22 protein-coding genes are annotated in these 19,524 nt (G+C 67.6%); 16 read left to right on the forward strand and 6 right to left on the reverse strand.

The genetic code is table 11. The annotated features are described in order from the left end of the window. The first annotated feature begins 6 nt into the window (after positions 1–6). From E0H75_RS10535 to E0H75_RS10565, 7 genes are read left to right on the forward strand one after another with little or no spacing between them, the layout of a single operon-like run. Positions 7–2,364: a choice-of-anchor M domain-containing protein gene (locus E0H75_RS10535; RefSeq protein WP_131513288.1), complete on the forward strand. Its 2,358-nt coding sequence runs from the start codon at positions 7–9 to the stop codon at positions 2,362–2,364. After that, positions 2,361–3,908 (forward strand): anchored repeat ABC transporter, substrate-binding protein, encoded by a 1,548-nt coding sequence (locus E0H75_RS10540; protein ID WP_202872949.1) that lies wholly within the window; start codon positions 2,361–2,363, stop codon positions 3,906–3,908. The genes E0H75_RS10535 and E0H75_RS10540 overlap by 4 nt, the downstream gene beginning before the upstream one ends. Continuing rightward, positions 3,905–4,738, forward strand: a complete 834-nt coding sequence (locus E0H75_RS10545; RefSeq protein WP_131513289.1) for a choice-of-anchor M domain-containing protein — start codon at positions 3,905–3,907, stop codon at positions 4,736–4,738. The genes E0H75_RS10540 and E0H75_RS10545 overlap by 4 nt, the downstream gene beginning before the upstream one ends. Continuing rightward, entirely contained in the window at positions 4,735–5,487 is a 753-nt protein-coding gene (locus tag E0H75_RS10550; protein ID WP_131513290.1) for an anchored repeat-type ABC transporter ATP-binding subunit, read from the forward strand. The genes E0H75_RS10545 and E0H75_RS10550 overlap by 4 nt, the downstream gene beginning before the upstream one ends. Continuing rightward, entirely contained in the window at positions 5,484–6,350 is an 867-nt protein-coding gene (locus E0H75_RS10555; protein WP_131513291.1) for an anchored repeat-type ABC transporter permease subunit, read from the forward strand. Before E0H75_RS10550 ends, E0H75_RS10555 begins: the two co-directional genes overlap by 4 nt. An 11-nt stretch (positions 6,351–6,361) precedes the next feature. After that, complete coding sequence (locus E0H75_RS10560; RefSeq protein ID WP_131513292.1) at positions 6,362–7,003, forward strand: choice-of-anchor M domain-containing protein; 642 nt, start codon at positions 6,362–6,364, stop codon at positions 7,001–7,003. Then, positions 7,000–7,641: a choice-of-anchor M domain-containing protein gene (locus E0H75_RS10565; RefSeq protein WP_131513293.1), complete on the forward strand. Its 642-nt coding sequence runs from the start codon at positions 7,000–7,002 to the stop codon at positions 7,639–7,641. Before E0H75_RS10560 ends, E0H75_RS10565 begins: the two co-directional genes overlap by 4 nt. Positions 7,642–7,689: 48 nt before the next feature. On the opposite strand, the gene E0H75_RS10570 is transcribed toward E0H75_RS10565, so the two are convergent. Further along, a complete protein-coding gene (locus tag E0H75_RS10570) occupies positions 7,690–8,223 on the reverse strand; it encodes a GNAT family N-acetyltransferase (protein WP_131513294.1) in 534 nt (177 codons plus the stop codon). 73 nt (positions 8,224–8,296) lie between these two features. Between E0H75_RS10570 and E0H75_RS10575 the strand changes: the two genes are divergently transcribed. Beyond that, complete coding sequence (locus E0H75_RS10575) at positions 8,297–9,034, forward strand: class I SAM-dependent methyltransferase (RefSeq protein ID WP_131513295.1); 738 nt, start codon at positions 8,297–8,299, stop codon at positions 9,032–9,034. Positions 9,035–9,083: 49 nt separating this feature from the next. Here E0H75_RS10575 and E0H75_RS10580 read toward each other — a convergent pair whose 3' ends face one another. Both E0H75_RS10580 and E0H75_RS10585 read right to left on the reverse strand, forming a co-directional pair. Continuing rightward, entirely contained in the window at positions 9,084–9,380 is a 297-nt protein-coding gene (locus tag E0H75_RS10580; protein WP_131513296.1) for a hypothetical protein, read from the reverse strand. Next, complete coding sequence (locus tag E0H75_RS10585) at positions 9,377–9,682, reverse strand: ArsR/SmtB family transcription factor (protein ID WP_165553614.1); 306 nt, start codon at positions 9,680–9,682, stop codon at positions 9,377–9,379. The genes E0H75_RS10580 and E0H75_RS10585 overlap by 4 nt, the downstream gene beginning before the upstream one ends. 143 nt (positions 9,683–9,825) lie before the next feature. Between E0H75_RS10585 and E0H75_RS10590 the strand changes: the two genes are divergently transcribed. From E0H75_RS10590 to E0H75_RS10600, 3 genes are read left to right on the forward strand one after another with little or no spacing between them, the layout of a single operon-like run. Next, a complete protein-coding gene (locus tag E0H75_RS10590; protein WP_131513298.1) occupies positions 9,826–10,758 on the forward strand; it encodes a metal ABC transporter solute-binding protein, Zn/Mn family in 933 nt (310 codons plus the stop codon). Between the two features lie 25 nt (positions 10,759–10,783). Beyond that, positions 10,784–11,602 carry a metal ABC transporter ATP-binding protein gene (locus tag E0H75_RS10595; protein WP_131513299.1) on the forward strand — a complete coding sequence of 273 codons (819 nt, stop codon included), beginning with the start codon at positions 10,784–10,786 and terminating at the stop codon, positions 11,600–11,602. A 2-nt stretch (positions 11,603–11,604) separates the two neighbouring features. Continuing rightward, positions 11,605–12,507 carry a metal ABC transporter permease gene (locus tag E0H75_RS10600; RefSeq protein ID WP_131513300.1) on the forward strand — a complete coding sequence of 301 codons (903 nt, stop codon included), beginning with the start codon at positions 11,605–11,607 and terminating at the stop codon, positions 12,505–12,507. 37 nt (positions 12,508–12,544) lie between these two features. Here the strand turns inward: E0H75_RS10600 and E0H75_RS10605 are convergent, their stop codons facing one another. Continuing rightward, on the reverse strand, positions 12,545–12,910 hold the full coding sequence (locus E0H75_RS10605; RefSeq protein WP_131513301.1) for an ArsR/SmtB family transcription factor: 366 nt from the start codon (positions 12,908–12,910) through the stop codon (positions 12,545–12,547). Positions 12,911–12,974: 64 nt separating this feature from the next. On the opposite strand from E0H75_RS10605, the gene E0H75_RS10610 reads away from it, so the two are divergent. From E0H75_RS10610 to E0H75_RS10630, 5 genes are all read left to right on the forward strand, one after another. Continuing rightward, a complete protein-coding gene (locus E0H75_RS10610) occupies positions 12,975–15,002 on the forward strand; it encodes a heavy metal translocating P-type ATPase (RefSeq protein ID WP_165553616.1) in 2,028 nt (675 codons plus the stop codon). A 63-nt stretch (positions 15,003–15,065) separates the two neighbouring features. Next, entirely contained in the window at positions 15,066–15,569 is a 504-nt protein-coding gene (locus E0H75_RS10615) for a Fur family transcriptional regulator (protein WP_202872950.1), read from the forward strand. Further along, positions 15,518–15,799 (forward strand): hypothetical protein, encoded by a 282-nt coding sequence (locus tag E0H75_RS10620; RefSeq protein WP_131513302.1) that lies wholly within the window; start codon positions 15,518–15,520, stop codon positions 15,797–15,799. Before E0H75_RS10615 ends, E0H75_RS10620 begins: the two co-directional genes overlap by 52 nt. A 7-nt stretch (positions 15,800–15,806) precedes the next feature. Further along, positions 15,807–16,832 carry a CobW family GTP-binding protein gene (locus tag E0H75_RS10625; RefSeq protein WP_131513303.1) on the forward strand — a complete coding sequence of 342 codons (1,026 nt, stop codon included), beginning with the start codon at positions 15,807–15,809 and terminating at the stop codon, positions 16,830–16,832. Beyond that, positions 16,829–17,851: a WD40 repeat domain-containing protein gene (locus E0H75_RS10630; RefSeq protein WP_131513304.1), complete on the forward strand. Its 1,023-nt coding sequence runs from the start codon at positions 16,829–16,831 to the stop codon at positions 17,849–17,851. The genes E0H75_RS10625 and E0H75_RS10630 overlap by 4 nt, the downstream gene beginning before the upstream one ends. On the opposite strand, the gene E0H75_RS10635 is transcribed toward E0H75_RS10630, so the two are convergent. Together E0H75_RS10635 and E0H75_RS10640 are read right to left on the reverse strand one after the other, a co-directional pair. Next, positions 17,842–18,681, reverse strand: a complete 840-nt coding sequence (locus E0H75_RS10635) for a metal ABC transporter permease (RefSeq protein WP_131513305.1) — start codon at positions 18,679–18,681, stop codon at positions 17,842–17,844. The genes E0H75_RS10630 and E0H75_RS10635 overlap by 10 nt on opposite strands. After that, positions 18,678–19,505, reverse strand: a complete 828-nt coding sequence (locus E0H75_RS10640; RefSeq protein WP_131513306.1) for a metal ABC transporter permease — start codon at positions 19,503–19,505, stop codon at positions 18,678–18,680. The genes E0H75_RS10635 and E0H75_RS10640 overlap by 4 nt, the downstream gene beginning before the upstream one ends. Positions 19,506–19,524: the final 19 nt, after the last annotated feature.

Genomic DNA, 19,524 nt, shown 5'->3' on the forward strand with positions numbered 1-19,524 from the left:
GCGGCTGTGACCGCCACTCACGCCAGAGCGCGTCTTCTGTCCGTCCTTGTCTGCCTGTTGCTGGGTTGTCTGCCGCTGTTGATTCCTTGGGACGCCGGTGCGCAGCCGGCGCGTGAGGTGCTGCGCGCGGTGCACACCGATGTGCTGCACACGACGTACGACGGGGCGTCGCTGAAGCTGGCGACGCGGATCGGGACGGGGGAGTACCGCGAGGCGGATCCGGCCGGACTGATCTTCAACCTGGAGGATCGCGGGTCGGCGAAGGTCGAGTTGCCGGATGTGCCGGCGTTCGCGTTCCTGGGGAAGCCGGGTGATCCGGTGTGGATTGCGCCGGAGTCGCAGGATCCTGAGTTGATCTGGCCGGGGTGGGACACCGAGACGATTGCGGCTGGGGTGATGAAGGACGATGTCGTCGACCTGACGCTGGTCAGTGCTGACGGCCCGGGTGCGGTGGAGGTGTTCTTCAACTACGACGAGTTCACCGGCGTCGTGCCGCGGGTCTTCAGCTCGGTGGATCCGGCGTACAAGACGTTGCACCAGCCGACCGGGCGGCATGTGCATGCGAATTGGTCGTTCGGTGCCCTAGGCACCTACAAGCTCGTGTTCCAGGCAACGGCGACAACGCAGGCCGGTGCGACGGTGAGCTCCGGGCCGGTCGAGTACACCTTCGTGGTCGGTTCGTACGAGCCACCGACCACACCCCCCACGACGCCACCGACCACGCCGCCGACCACGCCACCAACGACGCCACCAACGACCGCTCCGACGACACGGCCTACCAGTTCGCCGACGCCGCCGGCCTGCGTGACCGCGGTCCTGTCCGTTGGCCATGTCGATGTCGCGGCGCGTACCGTCGGGTCCGCGCTCCGCTTCCAGGTGAAGGACGGGACGCAGGGTACGACGGTCTGGCGGGATCCCGGCACGGTTGCTTTCCAGGTGAAGCCGTCCGCGGACGAGGCCGTGCCGGCGTCGCCGTCGTATCGATTCCTCGGCGCCGCCGGTACGACGGTCTGGCAGATCCCGCAGACGCAGGCCGAAGATCTGCTGTGGGCCGGCTGGAACACCGAGTCGGTCGACTACAGCACGCTGAACGGTCCGGTGCGATGGTCGCTGGACAAGGTCGCCGGGCCGGGCAAGGTCGCGGTCTACCAGTTCGACCAGTTCGGTGAACCGCTGATTTCCTTCGACAGCGCGAAGACGTTGCCACAGTCGATCAGTCTCGCGGGACCGACCCATGCCCACGGCAACTGGGCGTTCACCGAGCTCGGCCTCTACGAGCTGACCTTCACCTACTCGGCGACCACGAAGTCGGGACAGCAATTGAAGGACACCGCCACTCTCCCGGTGGTCGTCGGCTCGGACCTCGGGGCCCTCTGCCCGGGCGGCCCGACGCCAACCTCGGAGCCGACCGAAACGCCGACCACGGGGCCGACGGATACGCCAACCACGACGCCTACCGCATCGCCTACCTCGTCACAGCAGCCGACGCAGGACCCGACGACGGCACCCACGTCCGCGCCGTCAGGGCAGTCGTCCCCGAGTCTTCGTCCGTGCACCACGACCTCGTCTCCCACCCGCACACCGGCGGCCGGCACGACCGGCACGAGCACCGCGTCGACGACCGCGCCCGGTACGACGTTGACCAGTGGGCACGCGGACTACGCAGCACGGATCGAAGGCTCGTCCTTGACGTCTCGCCTGAAGGACGGAACAAAGACCGGCGATCCGGTCTGGAGGGATCCGGCCGCGGTCACGATCCGGCTGAACTCGGCGGCCGGGACCACGGCTCCCGGCGGAGCGTTCTCGTTCCTGGGCGCAACCGGATCGGCCATCTGGCAGATCCCACAGACACAGAAGGCCGATGTCGTCTGGCTGGGCTGGAACACCGAGGAGCTCACGGCCGCCCAGGTGTACGGCGGTGGCGTCGACTGGCGACTAGACAAGGTGACTGGACCCGGCCGGATGGCGGTGTTCGAGTTCGACTCGTTCGGCCGGCCGAAGATCATCTTCAACTCTGCCGACGGGCTGCCGGACAGGTACCGCATCCCGCTGGGAACGCATGCCCATGGCAACTGGGCGTTCACCGCGGCCGGCACGTACACCGCCACGTTCACCCACTCGGCCACGCTCGCGGACGGCAAGCAGTCCGCCGACACCACGACGTTGAAGTTCGTCGTCGGTCCATCCGGTGGTGCCCGTTCCTTCGCGGACGATTCGAGTCCGGCCCCGACCACCGAGGCGACCACCGACTGCAAGCTGGCCATGACCGGCGGATCGATCGGACCGGGCCTGCTCGCCGGGGCAGCAGTCTTCGTTCTGCTCGGAGTCGTGCTGGTGATCGCTACCCGACGAGGTATCCGGTGAAGCGCCTCATCGCGGCGATCTGTGCGGGTGCCTTGGCTGTTGCCGGCTGCTCCGTCGGCACTGGGGCGGGCGACAGCGGCCGTCTGAATGTCGTTACGACCACGGAGATCCTGGCTGACTTGGTGCAGCAGGTGGGCGGTGATCGAGTGAGTGCGTCCTCGCTGGTTCCGGCCGGCGGCGACCCGCATTCGTACGAACCGACGCCGGCCGACGCCAAGCGGGTGGCCAAGGCGGATGTCACGTTCACCAACCACCTGTTGCTCGAACCGCAGTCGTTGATCAAGACGATCGACGCCAACGCGGACAAGGATGCTCCCAATGTCTCGCTGGCGGAGGCGGCCGAGTCGTACGGCGCCCACGTCATCCCGCTGGTGGAAAACATGGGCCTGGATGTGCTGTGGCTCGGGCTACGGGTGCGCGGCACCGGCAAGGCGCGCGGCGCGACTCGGACGTCGTCGGTACGACTGGCGGCGACCAAGCTGGACGGTCCGGGGAAGCTGGTCGCCTACCTGACCGAGTCCCTGGGCCGGCCGGACCGGTACTTCGACTCGACCGACGGACTCGGGCCGGGCGACAGTACGACGCTCCCACCGGCAGCGCACACACATCTGAACTGGGCGTTCACCAAGCCCGGCGTCTACCACCTGACGCTGACCGGCAGCCTCGACAACGGTGGCGGCAAACCGCTCCAGCCGCTCGGTTCCGGCACGTTCACGTTCGCGGTCGGAGTCGAGCCGCACAGCGTCAAGCCGGCCGACGGCGGTACGGCGACAGTCCTCGGCGAAGGTCACACGGACCTCACGGTCGACCTGGACACGGGCCAGGTCTACGCGTACTCCGACGCGAAGAAGGTGGGCGCCACGCAGAGTCAGGTGCCGGCGAGCAAACTCGTCATCGACGTACCGAACAAGGCACTCGTGGCCGTCCCCGACGATCCGCGGTTCGCCTTCCTCGGCAAGCCCGGCTCACGGATCCACCAACTTCCACAGGCTGTGCTCGGCAAGCATGTGCACGGCGAGATCGATCCCCACCTGTGGCAGGACGTCGCCAACGCCAAGGCCTACGTCCAACTGATCCGCGACACGCTGATCAGCAAGGACCCCGACGGCAAGCAGACCTACACCGACAACACCGCCGCATACCTGAACCAGTTGACCGACCTCGACGACTACGTGCGGACGACGCTTGCCACCATCCCGCCGGATCGGCGCCAACTGGTGACGACCCACGACGCCTTCGGCTACCTGGCCTCGGCATACGGGATGACGGTGGCGGGATTCGTCGTACCCAACCCGGCACAGGAGCCGAGCGTCGAGCAGGTCCGCAAGCTGTCCGACACGATCCGCAACCTGAAGGTCGCGGCCGTGTTCACCGAACCGAACCTCGCCCGGCGTGCGTCCGTGCTCGTCCAGGTCGCTCATGACCAGGGCGTCCAGGTCTGCTCGCTGTACGGCGACGCCTTCGACGACCACGCCCGCACCTACGTCGAGATGATGCGCCACAACGCCGACGAGCTGAAGCGCTGCCTGGGGGAGACCCGATGAGAAGAACCGCAGCGGTGCTGCTCACCACCGCGTTCGTGTCTGCCGGTCTGGCGCCGGCTGCCGTCGCAGACTCGGTGCCACCGGCAACCGAGCGGCGAGTGATCGCCAACGGGCACGTCGACCTCGGCCCACAGTTCGTGAACGGGGCGTGGACCATCCAGCTCCGCGACGACACGGGGGACCTCCCGCTCTGGCGCCCGCTGGAGAACGTGGTACTGCAAGCGACCAGCAAGGCACGGGTCGCCGTACCCGACGATCCGTCGTACGCGTTCCTCGGCACACCTGGCGCGCAGGTCTGGGTGATCCCGCAGGTCCAGCAGGCAGGCGTCGTCTGGCCGGGCTGGAACACGCAGGATGCCGAGGTCGCGAAGCGGGTCGACCGCGAGGTGACCTGGTCGTTGGAAGGTGTTAGCGGCCCGGGCAAGTTCACACTGTTCCTGAACTCCGACTTCGGCAAGCCGGCTCCGGTGTTCGACAGCAGCAAACCGTTCCCGCAGGAGACCGGGATCGACGTGAACACGCACGTCCACGGCAACTGGACGTTCGATGCCCAGGGCACCTACCTGCTGGACATCGCGATGACCGCCAAGCTGATCGACGGCACGAGTGTCACCGACCGGCGAACACTGCGCCTGTACGTCGGTCAGGGTGATGCGGCGGCTGCGTTCGCCTCCACCACACCCACGCCGACGACCGCTCCGGCAGCTACCGACACACCGGCGGCGAGCACGTCCGAGAACAACGTCTCGATGACCTGGCTCATCGGGGCTGCGGGCGTGCTCGTCCTGGCTGCCGTCGGCCTCGGCGTCGCCCGGAAGCGGCGCGCATGAGTGACGAGGTGTTGCAGGTCTCCGGCTTGGCCGTCGACCTTGCGGGACGCGAAGTTCTCCACGACGTGAATCTGGTGGTGACGCGGTCGGAACAGGTGGGGCTGATCGGCCCGAACGGTGCCGGCAAGACCACGCTGCTGCGGTCGCTGCTCGGGCTGATCCCGATCCGGGCCGGCAGCATCACCATTGACGGCCGGACACCGGGCGGAGCACGTGGCACCATCGGCTACGTTCCGCAGCGGCACGAGTTCGTCTGGGACTATCCCGTGCGGGTGCGGACCGCGGTGATGACCGGCCGGACCCACCGCATCGGCTGGCTGCGCCGGCCAGGTGCCGCGGATCGGGACGCAGTACGGGAGGCTCTCGAGCGAGTGGACCTCACGGACCTGGCCGACCGGCCGATCGGTGAGCTGTCTGGTGGCCAGCGGCAACGAGTTCTGGTCGCCCGGGCCCTGGCGTTGCAGCCGCGACTGTTGTTGCTGGACGAGCCGTTCACGGGTCTCGACGTGCCGACTCAGGAGATTCTGACCCGGTTGTTCCGCGAGCTGACCTCCGAAGGCACTGCGGTCCTGATGACTACGCATGATCTCCCGGCCGCGGCGGACACCTCGCACCGGCTCTGCCTGCTCAACCGGACCGTTGTCGCGGACGGCTCTCCCGACGAGCTGCGCGATCCCGCGGTGTGGTTGCGCGCGTTCGGCGTTGCCCGGTCCGAGCAACTGCTGCACAGCCTGGGAGTGGCCCGATGATCGAGTTCTTCACCGAGCCGTGGACGCACGTGTTCATGCAGCGGGCGTTTCTGGTCGTGCTGATGTCGGGTGTGGTGTGCGGCGTGATCGGCAGCCATGTCGCGCTGCGGGGGATGGCGTTCATCGGCGATGCAGTGGCGCACTCGGTGTTCCCGGGGATCGCGATCGCGTTCGTCCTGAAGACCAGCCTGGTGCTGGGCGGCATTGTCGCGGGGCTTGTCACGGCCTTGTCGGTCGCCGTGTTCTCGCAGAATCGCCGGCTCAAGGAGGACACCGTCATCGGCGTCTTCTTCGCGGCCGCGTTCGGTCTCGGCATCGTGGTGATGAGCACGGCGCCGGGGTACGGCGGTTCGCTGGAGTCGTTTCTGTTCGGCTCGGTGCTCGGGATCAGCAACTCCGACGTGATCACGGTCGCCGTGGCCGGCGTCGTACTGCTGCTGATCAGCGGCGCACTGCACAAGGAGTTCGTCACCGTCGGACTCGACCGGGAGACCGCACGAGCCGTCGGGCTGCCGATCTTCTGGCTCGACCTCGCTCTGTACGCCATGGTGACGGTCTCGATCGTGATCTCGATCCAGGCCGTCGGCAACATTCTCGTCCTCGCCCTGCTGATCACACCGGCCGCGTGTGCGCGGCTGCTGACCGACCGGATCGGCGTGATGATGCTGATCGCGCCGGCGATCGGCGCCGTCTCCGGCCTGACCGGCCTGTACCTGTCCTACGCGTTCAACCTCGCCGCCGGCGGGTTGATCGTGCTCACCGCGACCGCGGTGTTCATCGCCTGCTGGGTGTTCGCTCCCCGGCACGGCCTGCTCTCCCGCCGTAGCCCAGCGGCGGCTCGGGTGGAACCCGTCCAACCCTGAAAGGAAATTCTATGCGCAAGCCTTACCGCGTGGTCCTGCCCACCGTGGCAGTCCTCGCGCTCGCCGGCGTCGCATTGCCGGCCGATGCGGCATCGAAGGTGGTGCTGGACCAAGGACATGTCGACGTCGTCGGCATCGCCTTCGAGAACGGCGTGTTCGACCTGCACATCCACGACGAGGAGCACGGCGTCGAGTACTCCCCGTCCGAAGTACAGCTGGTCGCCAAGCCGGCGGCGGAGATCGCCGTGCCGGACGACCCGTCGTACAGCTTCCTCGGAACGGCGGGCAGCAGTGCCTGGGTTCTGCCACAGGTCCAAGATCCCGAGCTGCTGTGGCCGGGGATCGGCGCCGAGGAGATCGAGTCCGGCGTGTTCACGAACGACGCGCTGAAGGTCGACGTGGTCGGCGTCAGCGGACCGGCCGATTTCAGCATTTTCACCACCGATCCATTCGGCGCGCCGACCGTCCTCGCCGACAGCGGCGACGGATTGCCAGACACCATCAACACCTCCGCGGGAGGACATATGCACGCCAACTGGGCCTTCGAGGCCCCGGGGAACTACCGACTGAAAGTGCGGGTCAGCGGCAAGGTCGCCGCGACCGGCAAGACCGTTTCCGCGATCGCCACCTACTGCTTCAAGGTCGGCCAGTGAAGGCCGGGCGGCTCGCCGGCAGCCTGATCGCCGGTGTGGTGGCGGCGGTCCTCACCGTGGCTCCAGCGCATGCCGTCACCACCATCTCCTCGGGTCACGTGGACGCGGTCGATGTTGACTGGACCGGCTCCGCGCTGACCCTCGACCTCCTCGACAGCACGGTGACTCCGCCGGTCGACCGGCAGCCGGCTGACGTCGTACTGAACGCAGTATCGGCCAGCAAGACGACGGTGCCGTCCAACTCGGCGTACTCGTTCCTAGGTACGCCGGGTTCGCCGGTGTGGATCCTGCCGCAGACCCAGATGAGCGGGATCGTCTGGCCCGGGTTCGACACCGAGGGCGTGCCGAGCGGCGTGCTGTCCGGGAACACGGTCACTATCAAGCTGGTGTCCGTGAACGGTCCGGCCGACCTGAGCGTCTACACGACCAACTCGTTCGGAACTCCGACCGTGTGGTTCGACAGCGGCAACGGCCTGCCGGACAACCGCTCGATCGCGATCAACACCCACGCCCACGCCAACTGGGCCTTCGAAGCGGCCGGCACCTACACCGCCGTCTTCGAAGTCACCGCGACGACTGCAGGCGGCACGGCAATCTCCACCGGACAGAAGACCTACACGTTCACCGTCCAGCCGTAACCGATCAGGTCCCCCAGGCCGCTCCACCGGCCTGGGGGACCACCTGCCCTATGCTGTCTGCTTCCGCCGGAGCAAGAAGATCCGGCCGCGCCCGTTCCACTCCTGTGTGACGCCGTCGATCAGTTGGTACCCCTGACGACGGTAGAACTCGATCGCCGGGTGATTGTCGGCAAGAGTCCGGATCAGCACCGCCGTAGTCGCCGACGGCAGCCCATCGTGCAGGCGACTCAGTAACGCGCTCGCGATCCCCTGGCGGCGGACGGTCTCGTCGACGCCGAGTTCGGCCAGGTACTCGGTGGTCGCGGGATCGACCGCAAGCTCGCCGAGCAGGTTGTCCAGCTGCCCGTACGCCGCGATCGGCAGCGAGACGCAGTACCCGACGGGCCGTTCGTCGAGCTCCGCGATCACAGTCTCCCGCGACTTCGACACCAGTGGCGGGAACCACTGACTCGCAGCCCGAATCTCACCAGTCCGGTACGAGTACGGCGGACTGTGCTGGATCCGCTCGACCAGGTGCACCAGGGCCTGGTCGCGCTCGGTCGAGGTGAGCTCGGAAAGCTCTGTCAACTTCAGTCCGGACATGACGACTCCTCGTTGTGAATCCGATCGCAACAGTATTCTGAAACGAGTATCGTTTTCAACAAGGAGGGATGCAATGAGCGAATCGACCGGTGGCTATTTCTACGACCGCACTGCCGAGTATGTCGCCTTGTTGCTGCCAGGCGCTTGGGCGGGATTACGGCCGGCCTTGGCGGCGGCCCTGGTGGGGCTCGATGCGACGGCAGGCCCCGTGGTCGACGTCGGCGCGGGGAGTGGCGAAGGTGTTGTCGTGCTGGCCGATGCGCTGCCGGTGGCCGAGATCATCGCAGTCGAGCCGCACGCCGCTCTGCGCACGGCCTTGCTGACCAGGATCTCGGGCGACAGCGCCCTGACCGAGCGGGTGACGGTGCTGGCGGATGACGTGTTGTCCGCGCAACTACCCGATCGAATCTCGGGCCTGATTGCGATGAACGTGATCGGACACCTCACGCCAGGCGAGCGGAGGGCTTTGTGGGCAGTCCTCGGAGTCAAGCTGACCCCTGGCGGCCGAGCTGTGCTGAACCTTTATCCGCCCTATCAGCCGGAGGCCGTGCCGGATGCGCCGATGGGCGAGGCTGTGATCGGCCGCCGGCGTTACAGCGGCTCAGCGGCGGCAGAACCGGGCGGTTGCGACTCGGTGACCTGGCACATGACCTATCGCGTGGAAGAAGACGGCGACGTCGTGACCGAGTTCACCGCGTCGGATCGGTGGTACGTGCTCACTCCGGCCGAGTTGACCGCGGAGTTGGCAGAACACGGCCTTCGCGTCAGTGCCGGCGACGCCGCGGCGGGTGTGCAGATCATTACTCGTTGAGTTATCTGGCCGTCGGGCCCTACCTGAGGTCGGCCCCGACCGTGGCGACTCAGTGGTCGTCGTAGTGGCCCTCGTGGGCCGCGTGGCGGTGGCCGTCGTGGATGTAGTCGGTGTGGTCGCCGTGCGGGACGGCGACGTGGCCGCAGTTGGCACCGTGCTGGTGCTCGTGGCCGGCGTGCTGAGCGTGGTCGGCCGGCTCGCACTCGTCGACGTGCCCGTCGTGGGACTTGTGCAGGTGGCCGTCGTGGACGTAGTCGGTGTGGTCGCCGTGCGGGACGGCGACGTGCCCGCAGTTGTCGCCGTGCTGGTGCTCATGGGCGACGTGTTCGGCGTGGGTCGTGGTCATGCTGGTGCTTCCTCCTGATTGTCTTCCTGCGTATGGCGGATGGCGTCGCTGACGATGTGGGCGACGTGCTCATCGGTGAGGGAATAGATTCGCTCGCGTCCTTGCGTCTCGACCTGGATGAGCCGCATCGCCCGGAGCAGTCGCAGGTGCTGAGAGACCAACGGCTGCGACTCGCCCGTGGCAGTGACCAGTGCGTGCACGGCCGCCGGGCCTTTGGTGAGGTGATCGATGATCGCCAGCCGCACGGGTGCGGACAGCGTTCTGAAGAGCTCGCTCGCTGAAACGTATCGCCGGTCAGCCACGGCAGTGACGTTAATACATAGTCATATATTTATGCAACCTGTCCCGCGGGAGTTTCCCGGAGTGCTTGCCGGGTCCCCTTTCGCGGGTGCTAACGTGATCGCAGAATGGTTTTCATTATCAGTTGGTGAGAGATAGGTGCGCTGTGAGGCTGCGTAGTTCGGTTGGAGTCCTGGCTGGTGCGGCGGCGGTCCTGCTGCTCTCCGCATGCGGTTCGTCCGGCGGAGATGACAACGCCGCCGGTGCGGCCGGCACATCGTCGCCCGCGGCCGCGATTCAGGTCGTGGCGTCGACGAATGTGTACGGCGACATCGTGAAGCAGATCGCGGGTGACAAGGCCGAGGTGACATCGATCATCTCCGACCCCGATCAGGACCCGCATTCCTACGAGGCGAACACGCAGACGCAGCTGGCGCTGTCGAAGGCGAAGGTCGTGATCGAGAACGGCGGCGGCTACGACGATTTCATGGACACGATGCTGAAGGCGTCCAAGAACACGTCGGCCAAGGTGCTCAATGTGGTGAACATCTCCGGCAAGACCGCCCCCGCCGGCGGAGAGCTCAATGAGCACGTCTGGTACGACTTCCCGACCGTCGAGAAGCTGGCCACCCAGCTGGCCGGGACGCTGTCCGAGGTCGACTCCGCGAACAGTTCGACGTACACCGCGAACGCGGCCACCTTCGCCGACAAGGTGAAGCAGCTCGAGGCCACGGAGGCGTCGATCAAGACGACCTCGAACAGTGCCGGCGCCGCGATCACCGAGCCGGTTCCGTTGTACATGCTGACCGCGTGCGGACTGGTGAACAAGACACCGGGGGAGTTCAGCGAGGCGATTGAAGAGGGCACCGATGTCCCGGCGGCGGTGTTGCAGGAGACGCTCGGGTTGTTCAGCTCGAAGCAGGTCAAGTTGCTGGCCTACAACGAGCAGACCTCCGGCCCCGAGACCGAGAAGGTGCTGGCGGCGGCCAAGGCGAACGGAGTGGCCGTCGTGCCGGTGACGGAGACCCTGCCGGCCGGCAAGGACTACCTGGCCTGGATGACCAGCAACGTCGACGCCATCCGCTCGGCACTGTCCTGACCCGTCGATGCTGAATCAGACAACGATGTCGGAGCCTGTCCTGCAGTTCGACGATGCCTCGTTCGGTTACGGGCAGCGTCGGCTCTGGGGCGGCCTCTCGATGGATCTGGCGCCGGGGGAGTTTTTGGCGGTCCTCCGCGCCGGCGGATCGGGAAAGACGAGTCTGCTGAAGGCGGTCCTCGGTCTGCAGCCACTGCTGTCCGGCACTGTTCGAGTCGTCGGTGCGCCACCGCACCAAGGCAGTACGAAGATCGGTTATGTGCCACAGCATCGGCGCATCGACAGCCTCACTCCACTGCGCGCCCGCGATGTGGTCGGTCAGGGGCTCGATGGTCACCGCTGGGGAATCGGGCGACCTGATCGAGCGCGTCGCCGGCAGATCGACGACATGCTCGCGTCGGTCGGCGCGGGGGACTACGCCGACCGGCCTATCGGGGTCCTGTCTGGTGGAGAGCAGCAGCGGGTCCGTATCGCCCAGGCGCTGGTGGCCGATCCGAAGCTGCTGCTGTGTGACGAGCCCCTGTTGTCCTTGGACCTCAGCAGCCAACGCACGGTCTCCGGTCTGGTGGATCGCCGCCGCCGGACGCATGACACCGCGGTCATGTTCGTCACGCACGACATCAACCCGGCGCTGCCGTACGTCAACCGGGTGCTGTACCTGGCCGGCGGACGCTTCCGGATGGGCACGATCGACGAAGTGATGACATCGGCCACGCTCAGCGACCTCTACGAGTCTCCGGTCGAGGTCATCCGTTCCGGCGGTAGGGTCCTGGTGGCAGGCGTTCCCGAGTGGCCGGATCCACACCATGCGCATGACAGTGCGCCGAGTCTGCAGGCTGGTTGAGGATGTCGATCCTGGCCGCAAGTACAGATGTCGATGTCTGGCATCAGATCTTCAACTTCACCGACTACGGTGAGTTGCTGTCCCTGGTCCGCAACTCGATCATCGCCGGCGTGGCGCTCGGCGTCGTCGGCGGACTGATCGGCGTGTTCGTGATGATGCGCGATCTGCCGTTCGCCGTCCACGGCATCAGCGAGCTGTCGTTCGCGGGGGCCTCCGGGGCGTTGCTGTTGGGCATCAACGTCGTGGCGGGCTCGCTGGCCGGCTCGATTCTGGCGGCTGTGCTGATCGGAGCGCTCGGGAGCCGAGCGCGCGACCGCAACTCGATCATCGGAGTGCTGATGCCGTTCGGGCTCGGCCTCGGTGTGCTGTTCCTCGGCCTGTACAAGGGGCGTGCGGCAAACAAGTTCGGCCTGCTGACCGGGCAGATTGTTGCAGTGGATACTCCGCAACTGTCCTGGCTCATCGTCACCGGCGTGGTCGTCCTGCTGGGACTTCTGATCGTCTGGCGGCCGCTGATGTTCGCCAGCTCCGATCCGGAGCAGGCCGCGGCGCGGGGCGTGCCGGTGCGGGCTCTGTCCTTGGTTTTCATGCTCCTGCTCGGCCTCGCGGTCGCCATCTCGGTGCAGATCGTGGGGGCGCTGCTGGTGCTCAGCATCGTGGTCACTCCCGCGGCTGCCGCTCTGCGAGTGGCCGCTGCGCCGTGGCTTGTCCCCGTGCTGAGTGTCGTGTTCGCGACCGTGTCACTCGTCGGCGGCATCCTGCTGGCCCTCGGCGGCAGTTTGCCGATCAGTCCGTATGTGACCACCATCTCGTTCGTCATCTACGTCGTCTGCCGGCTCGTCGGCGCCCGACAGGGGAAGCGCAGCTGGATGCCGCTGCGCCTTCTGCGCCCGGCCCGCGGCTGACCGGCGGGGTTACCCGCCCGAGAGCGGTCGTTGAATATCAGCCCCGGGTGGTCGTCGCAGATCGGGCATCCTTGTGCGGCAGGTCGCCGTCGAGGTGGTCGGCGTGGAACAGTGCCTGGTCGAGCAGCCCTTTCACGTGGTCGTCGGCGGCCGAGTAGTACACGAAGGTCCCCTCGCGCCGCCCCTTCACCAGCCCGGCGAGCCGCAGCTTCGCCAGGTGCTGGGAGACCGCGGTGGGTGCGGCGCCGGCGAGCTCGGCCAGACAGGCCACGGACGACTCGCCCTGTAGCAGCGCCCACAGCACCTTGATCCGGGTCGGATCCGCGAGCAGCCGGAAGGACTCGGCCGCGAGGTGAACCTGTTCCTCGTTGGGCATCTCGAAGTTGTCGATCGACGAGTGCATGCCTGGAGCCTAGCAACACTCTCCTGCTTGCGTACATGCATGCTTGCGCAGATACGATGCTCTGGTGACGGTTGATCTCGAGGCGACGACCACCGCTGTTGGCCCTCCAGTCGGCCGGCTGCGTGGGCGGTGGTGGCGGCGCAGCACGTGGTCGTTGCCCGAGGTCCGATGGGCAGCGACCGCGACCGGGCTGTTCCTCGCGGGCCTGGCCGCCCAGCTCGGCGGTGCTCCGCGGTGGGTGTCCTGGCCTCTCTTTCTCGCCTGTTACGCGTCCGGCGGCTGGGAGCCGGGTGTGGCCGGGCTGCGTGCGCTGCGCGAGAAGCGGCTGGACGTCGATCTGCTGATGGTCGCGGCGGCGATCGGCGCCGCCGCGATCGGTCAGGTTCTCGACGGCGGGCTGCTGATCGTCATCTTCGCCACCTCCGGCGCGCTGGAGGCGATCGCCACGAAGCGCACCGAGGACTCGGTCCGTGGACTCCTCGACCTGGCTCCCGACACCGCTGTCCGGATTCGCCCCTCGCATACCGACGTCGACGGCGAGGAAACGGTGCGGGTGGTCGACCTCGTGGTCGGCGACGTGATCCTGGTGCGGCCAGGCATCCGCATCGGCGCAGACGGGACCGTTGTCGACGGCGCGAGTGAGGTCGATCAGGCGACCATCACAGGAGAGTCGATGCCGGTCGACAAGCAGCCCGGAGACGAAGTGTTCGCAGGAACCATGAACGGATCGGGCGCACTGCAGGTCCGGGTCGACCGGACCGCCGGCGAATCCGTGGTCGCCCGGATCGCTGCGCTGGTCGCCGAAGCCACCCGGACCAAGGCCAAGACACAGCTGTTCGTCGACAAGGTCGAACAGCGCTACTCCGTCGGTATGGTGACCGCGACCGTCGCGCTGTTCGTCATCCCGCTGCTACTGCGGCAACCGTTCACACCGACGTTGCTGCGGGCGATGACGTTCATGATCGTCGCCTCGCCGTGTGCGGTCGTGCTTGCCACCATGCCGCCCCTGCTCGCGGCGATCGCGAACGCCGGACGCCAGGGCGTGCTGGTGAAATCCGCCGTGGTGATGGAGCTGCTCGGCCGAACCTCGCAGATCGCTCTCGACAAGACCGGGACGCTCACGCGCGGTACGCCGTACCTAGCCCGCATCCTCACCCTGCCCGGCTCTGGGCTCAGCGAGGACGAGGCCCTCGGACTCGCGGCCTCGGCCGAGCATCCCAGCGAACACCCGCTGGCTGCGGCGATCGTGGCCGCTGCCCGCGCGCGGCAGTTGCCGCTCGTCCCGGTCGATGCCTTCGCGGCCACAGCCGGACAAGGCGTGCACGCGACTGTGCGCGGCCGCGAAGTTCGCATCGGTTCTCCGGCCGGTGTGCGGAGCAGTAGCACCTCCGCCGCCGCGGAGGCACTGACGGCGCTGCTGCTCGAGGGCGCGACGGTGTTGGTCATGACAGTGGACGGCGAATCCGCAGCCGCGTTCGGAATGGTCGATCAGCTCCGCCCTGAGGCTCCTGACGCGGTCCGCCGACTGACGCGCCTCACTGAGCGGCCGCCGATCCTCCTGACGGGCGACAATCCCACCGCGGCTCGAACCGTGGCCGCGGGCGTCGGGATCCACGATGTGCGCGCCGGACTACGGCCCGATCAGAAGGCAGAGCATGTACGTCGGATGCAGACCTCAGGCGCGAAGGTCACCGTGATCGGCGACGGCATCAACGACGCGCCGGCCCTGGCGGCCGCGGACACCGGCATCGCCATGGGTGGCGCCGGGTCCGACCTCACGCTGCAGACGGCGGACGCGATCATCGTCCGGGACAACCTCTCGACGGTGCCCGCGGTGATCGCGCTGTCGCGCAGGGCCCGGCGCGTCGTCGTGGCGAACTTGATCATCGCGGCGTCTTTCATGACCGTCCTGGCGGTTTGGGATCTGGCCGGACATCTGCCGCTGCCGCTCGGGGTGGCCGGTCATGAAGGATCCACGGTCATCGTCGGACTCAACGGGCTGAGGCTTCTGCGCAGATCCGCCTGGCCCCGCGCAGGCCGGACCGACCGAATGCGCTCGAGAACGTCTCGCCAGGACGCCGGCCGGGTGTAATGGACATGGAAATCATATTCATTTAGTCTGCTGGTACGGCGCCCGTCGACAAGGGAGTCCACGATGCGCGAGAACGGGATGCAGCGGCTGGCCACGGCTTCGGGCCGGATCGGTCTGCGCCGGACACGCCAGCGGTCCGCCGTGCTGGCGGCGTTGCAGAGCTGCGGCGATTTCGTCTCCGCACAGGATCTTCACCGCGTGATCTCGGAAGGAGACACCACCGTCGGCCTGACCACCGTTTACCGGACGCTGCGTGATCTGGAGAACTCCGGGCGGATCGACATGATCCGGGAACAGGACGGCAGCCGGCTGTTCCGGCACCGGCGGGCAGTCGGCCACAGCCACTATCTGGTCTGCCGTTGCTGCCTGCGAAGCTGGCCGGTCGACTCCGACATCGTCGAGGTGTGGGCCGACGCGGCGGCCGAGGCAGCCGGTTTCACCAGCGTCGAACACACCGTAGAACTCACCGGCGTCTGCGCCCGCTGTGCGGCCGCCGTCAGCAAAGGAGAACCACCGTGCCGTCAGGCCTCCGGCCACCAGGCCGATCACCGAACCTCTCCGCACTGAAGGAGTCGGTCCGGCAACTGCTCGACCTCGATGACGAGACGGCGGTGATGATTCGCCAGCTCGACTGCACCGAGCCCGGCTGTCCGCCGGTGGAGACGGTCGTGGCCGTTCTGCCGATGGCGGGCGAGGCGCGCCGCTGGACCCTCCACCGACCGGTCGACCAGATCACTCCGGCCGACCTGCGAGACCTCATCCAGACAGAACCTGAACAAGCCCCCGAAGGAGCCTGAACCTGTCATGACCGACGACACCACCGCTGCCGAGGCCACGGACGACCGCGTCCCGGTCACCGTCCTCACCGGCTTCCTGGGTTCGGGCAAGACCACCCTGCTGAACCGGATCCTCACCGAGCAGCACGGCCTGCGCATCGCCGTCATCGAGAACGAGTACGGCGAGGTCGGTATCGACGACGCCCTCGTGCTGGACGCCGAGGAAGAGATCTTCGAGATGAACAACGGGTGCATCTGCTGCACCGTGCGCGGCGACCTGATCCGCATCCTCGGTGCGCTGATGCGCCGCCGGGACAAGTTCGACCGGATCCTGATCGAGACGACCGGGCTGGCCGACCCGGCGCCGGTGGCGCAGACGTTCTTCATGGACGACGAGATCGCCTCCGAGCTCCGGCTGGATGCCATCGTGACCCTGGTCGACGCGGCCCACGTGCTGCCGCATCTGGACGAGGTCAAGCCCGAGGGTGTGGAGAACGAGGCAGTCGAGCAGATTGCATTCGCCGATCGCATCGTGCTCAACAAGACCGATCTGGTCGACGAGGCCACCATCGAGCAGGTGGTGTCGCGGATCCGGGCCATCAACACGCCGGTGGAGATCATTCCGACCGCTCATGCCGCGGTCGAGCTGGAGCGCGTCCTCGATGTCGGCGCTTTCGACCTGGACCGGGTGCTCGCCGACGATCCGAAGTTCCTCACCGACACCGACCACCAGCACGATCTGAGCGTCACATCGGTGGGCCTCGACGTCGAGGGCGAGGTCGACGGGGATCGGATCAACGAGTGGCTCGGCGGGCTGCTGCGCACCAGGGGAGCGGACATCTTCCGCTCGAAGGGAATTCTGGCAGTGGCCGGATCGGATCAGCAGTACGTCTTCCAGGGCGTTCACATGCTGCTGCTCGCCGAAGGCGGACGCGAATGGCGCGACGCTGAGACTCGCCGCAACCGTCTGGTCTTCATCGGACGCAACCTCGATCGGGACGAGCTCGAGCGTGGCTTCGCCGACTGCCTCATGACGGCAAAGGTGGCGGTGTGAACGCGACGATCACCGCGACCGACTCACTGTGGCGCCAGGAGGTCGACGACGCGCCGGTCTCGCTGAGCGCGGCAGGGGATCTGGTCGCGATCGCCGGGGCTGCCGGTCCGGCCTGGGTGCTGGATCTCGGCACGGGCGAGGTTGTCGGTGAGCTGGCGCTGGACGGCGGCTCACTCCGTGCGTCGTTGTCGCCGGACGCGCAGCACGTGGCGGTGACCGGGCCTGGCGGCTACGCCCTCTGGCGCCGGTCCGATGGTCGCGTCGTGACCGCGGCCACCGGACTCTGGTCGCAGGCCGCGGCCTGGGCCGACGGGAGGGTCGCGGTGGCTTCCGGTCGCTATGCGCGCGTTCTCGATGCCGATGGCAACGAGTTGTGGGCGACCGAGGCGGCGGCCAGTACGGTCACCGACGTGAAGTGGCTGCGCGGCGGCCGTCGGCTGGCGGTCGCGGCGTACGGCGCCGTGCGGTGTCACGAGCGGCATCAGGCGTCACCGGTCGCCACCTATCCGTACGTCGGATCGCACCTCGCGCTGGCCGTCTCGCCCAACGACCGCTGGATCTGCAGCGGCAATCAGGACGCCTCGATCCACATCTGGCGCAGCCGTGATGGTGACGAGCTGACCATGGCGGGTTACCCCGAAAAGGTGTCCCGGCTGGGGTTCGACGACACCGGCCGATGGCTCGCCGCCGACGGTGCGCCGGATCTGACCGTCTGGGACTTCTCCGGCAAGGGGCCTAACGGCACCGCGCCGCGCCTGCTGAACGCGCACGAGACGATCACGGCACTGGCGTGGCGGCCCGGCACGCTCGGGCACCTCGCCAGCGGGGGCGCCGATGGCACGGTCGCACTCTGGCGAGTCACCAACGGACGACCCGAGGCCCGCCAGCGGCCGGTGCGCACGTTCGAGCTGAGCGACGGCGTCGCCGCCCTGGCCTGGGCCGGCCCGCAGGTGCTCGTCACGGCTGCGCGAGACGGCAGCATCGAGGCTCACCGTCTACCGGACAGGAATCAGCTGTAGCCGCTGCCGGTCCGAATGAACGGAACGAGAAAGGTCGCCGCGTACACGAGAGTGGCGGCGGCCAGGATCGCGAAGCTCGGCGGCATGCTGGGGATGTAGGCGCCGGCCACGAGGCCGGTCCACATCTCCAGCACTGCCAGTCCGGCCGCCAGCAAGAGTCCTCGATAGGGCCGGTCGGTGAGACGTTGGGCCGCACCCGCCGGGGCAGCCAGCAGTCCGAGCAACAGCAACGAACCAACTGCTTGGGTCGCCTCGGCCGCGCAGGCCCCGACCACGATCAGGAAACCGAAGCCCAGCAGCCGGACGGGAACACCGCTGGCTGCCGCCACCGCCTCGTCGATGGAGGCGAAGAGCAACGGACGCGCGATCACGACCATCACCAGGCAGATGCCGCCGGCAACAGCTGCGGCCAAGGCGGCCTGGCCGCCGCTGAGTGCGAAGATCGAGCCGAACAACACCCGCACCCCCGCGCTGCCGTTCGCCGCGCTTCGCGACGTCGTGTAGAGGGTCAGGAAGAACACCCCGAGCCCCAGGATCCAGGAGAAGAGACTGCCGATCGCGACGTCGTCGACCTTGGCGGTCCGGCCGAGAATGCCGAAGAGCATCGCCACCGCGACGGTCAGGCCGAACAGTCCGACCCGCAGGTCGAAGCCGACGGCGAGTGCGGCCAGTGCGCCGGTGAACGCCGTGTGACCGAGTACGTCGCCGGTGAAGACCTGAGCCCGCAGTACCAGGAAGTATCCGGTCAGGCCGGCAGCCACTGCGATCGCCGTACCGGCCAGCAGCGCATGGTGGAAGAACGGGTGTCCCAGCGGACCGGCGAGGATCATCCGGCTTCCTCGAGCAATCCGCCCGGACGGCAATCCGTCAGGTCCAGCAGTTGCCGCCCGAACCGGACCAGGCAATAGGTGCCGAAGGCAAACGTCGAGACGTAGAAGCCGACCGGGTACGGCGAGTAGTACGCCGTCAGCAGGCCGAGCCAGGTCACGACGAGGGCGATCGCGACGGCCAGCGGAAGGCTGGCGGCCGGGCGTGCGGTGATTGCCTGCGCGGTGGCCGCCGGGAGGACGAGAAGCGCGAAGACCAGCAGCGCGCCGGTGATCTGGGCGGCCTCCGCGGTGGCTGCGCCGAGCAGGATCAGGAACAGCACAGACAGCAGCCGGACCGGGACCCGACGGGCCGCCGCGAAGTGCGGATCGATCGATGCGAACAACAGCGGGCGGCCGATGACGGCCAGGCCGGCGAGCGCTGCGATCGCGACAACGAAGAGAAGTGTCACCTGGCTGTTGGTGATTCCGAGGAAACTGCCGAACAGCAACGCGTTGACGCCGTTGAGGAAGCCCTTGTAGAGGGCGACGAAGAGGTAGCCGCAGGCAAGCAGGAACGCCTGTAGCGTGCCGGTGAGTGCGGACTCCTCCGACTGCCGGTGCTGTCCGGCGCGGGGGAGCGCCGCGATGACCAGGGCCGCGCCGACGCAGAAGACGAAGTACCCGAGTCCGGCGCTGATGCCGAGCAGGGTTGCTCCCGAGGCTCCCGGGAATCCCACGACGGACAGCGTATGGCCGGCGAACGTCTGCCGGCGCAGGACCATGAACCAGCCGATGGTCGCGGCCATGACGGCCACGATCGTGCCGGCGCGGAAGGCATTGACCATGAACGGGTAGGCCCACGCC

This window comes from Kribbella capetownensis (assembly GCF_004331485.1).
In the GTDB taxonomy this organism is placed as follows: Bacteria; Actinomycetota; Actinomycetes; order Propionibacteriales; family Kribbellaceae; genus Kribbella; species Kribbella capetownensis.

Excerpts from the sequence above, each read along its gene's own strand:
- E0H75_RS10635 (WP_131513305.1), bottom strand. The coding sequence starts at position 18,681 with ATGATCCTCGCCGGTCCGCTGGGACACCCGTTCTTCCACCATGCGCTG.
- E0H75_RS10555 (WP_131513291.1), top strand. The coding sequence starts at position 5,484 with ATGATCGAGTTCTTCACCGAGCCGTGGACGCACGTGTTCATGCAGCGG.
- E0H75_RS10600 (WP_131513300.1), top strand. The coding sequence starts at position 11,605 with ATGTCGATCCTGGCCGCAAGTACAGATGTCGATGTCTGGCATCAGATC.
- E0H75_RS10570 (WP_131513294.1), bottom strand. The coding sequence starts at position 8,223 with ATGTCCGGACTGAAGTTGACAGAGCTTTCCGAGCTCACCTCGACCGAG.
- E0H75_RS10580 (WP_131513296.1), bottom strand. The coding sequence starts at position 9,380 with ATGACCACGACCCACGCCGAACACGTCGCCCATGAGCACCAGCACGGC.
- E0H75_RS10595 (WP_131513299.1), top strand. The coding sequence starts at position 10,784 with ATGTCGGAGCCTGTCCTGCAGTTCGACGATGCCTCGTTCGGTTACGGG.
- E0H75_RS10615 (WP_202872950.1), top strand. The coding sequence starts at position 15,066 with ATGCGCGAGAACGGGATGCAGCGGCTGGCCACGGCTTCGGGCCGGATC.
- E0H75_RS10625 (WP_131513303.1), top strand. The coding sequence starts at position 15,807 with ATGACCGACGACACCACCGCTGCCGAGGCCACGGACGACCGCGTCCCG.
- E0H75_RS10575 (WP_131513295.1), top strand. The coding sequence starts at position 8,297 with ATGAGCGAATCGACCGGTGGCTATTTCTACGACCGCACTGCCGAGTAT.
- E0H75_RS10545 (WP_131513289.1), top strand. The coding sequence starts at position 3,905 with ATGAGAAGAACCGCAGCGGTGCTGCTCACCACCGCGTTCGTGTCTGCC.
- E0H75_RS10550 (WP_131513290.1), top strand. The coding sequence starts at position 4,735 with ATGAGTGACGAGGTGTTGCAGGTCTCCGGCTTGGCCGTCGACCTTGCG.
- E0H75_RS10605 (WP_131513301.1), bottom strand. The coding sequence starts at position 12,910 with ATGCACTCGTCGATCGACAACTTCGAGATGCCCAACGAGGAACAGGTT.
- E0H75_RS10640 (WP_131513306.1), bottom strand. The coding sequence starts at position 19,505 with ATGGTCAATGCCTTCCGCGCCGGCACGATCGTGGCCGTCATGGCCGCG.
- E0H75_RS10560 (WP_131513292.1), top strand. The coding sequence starts at position 6,362 with ATGCGCAAGCCTTACCGCGTGGTCCTGCCCACCGTGGCAGTCCTCGCG.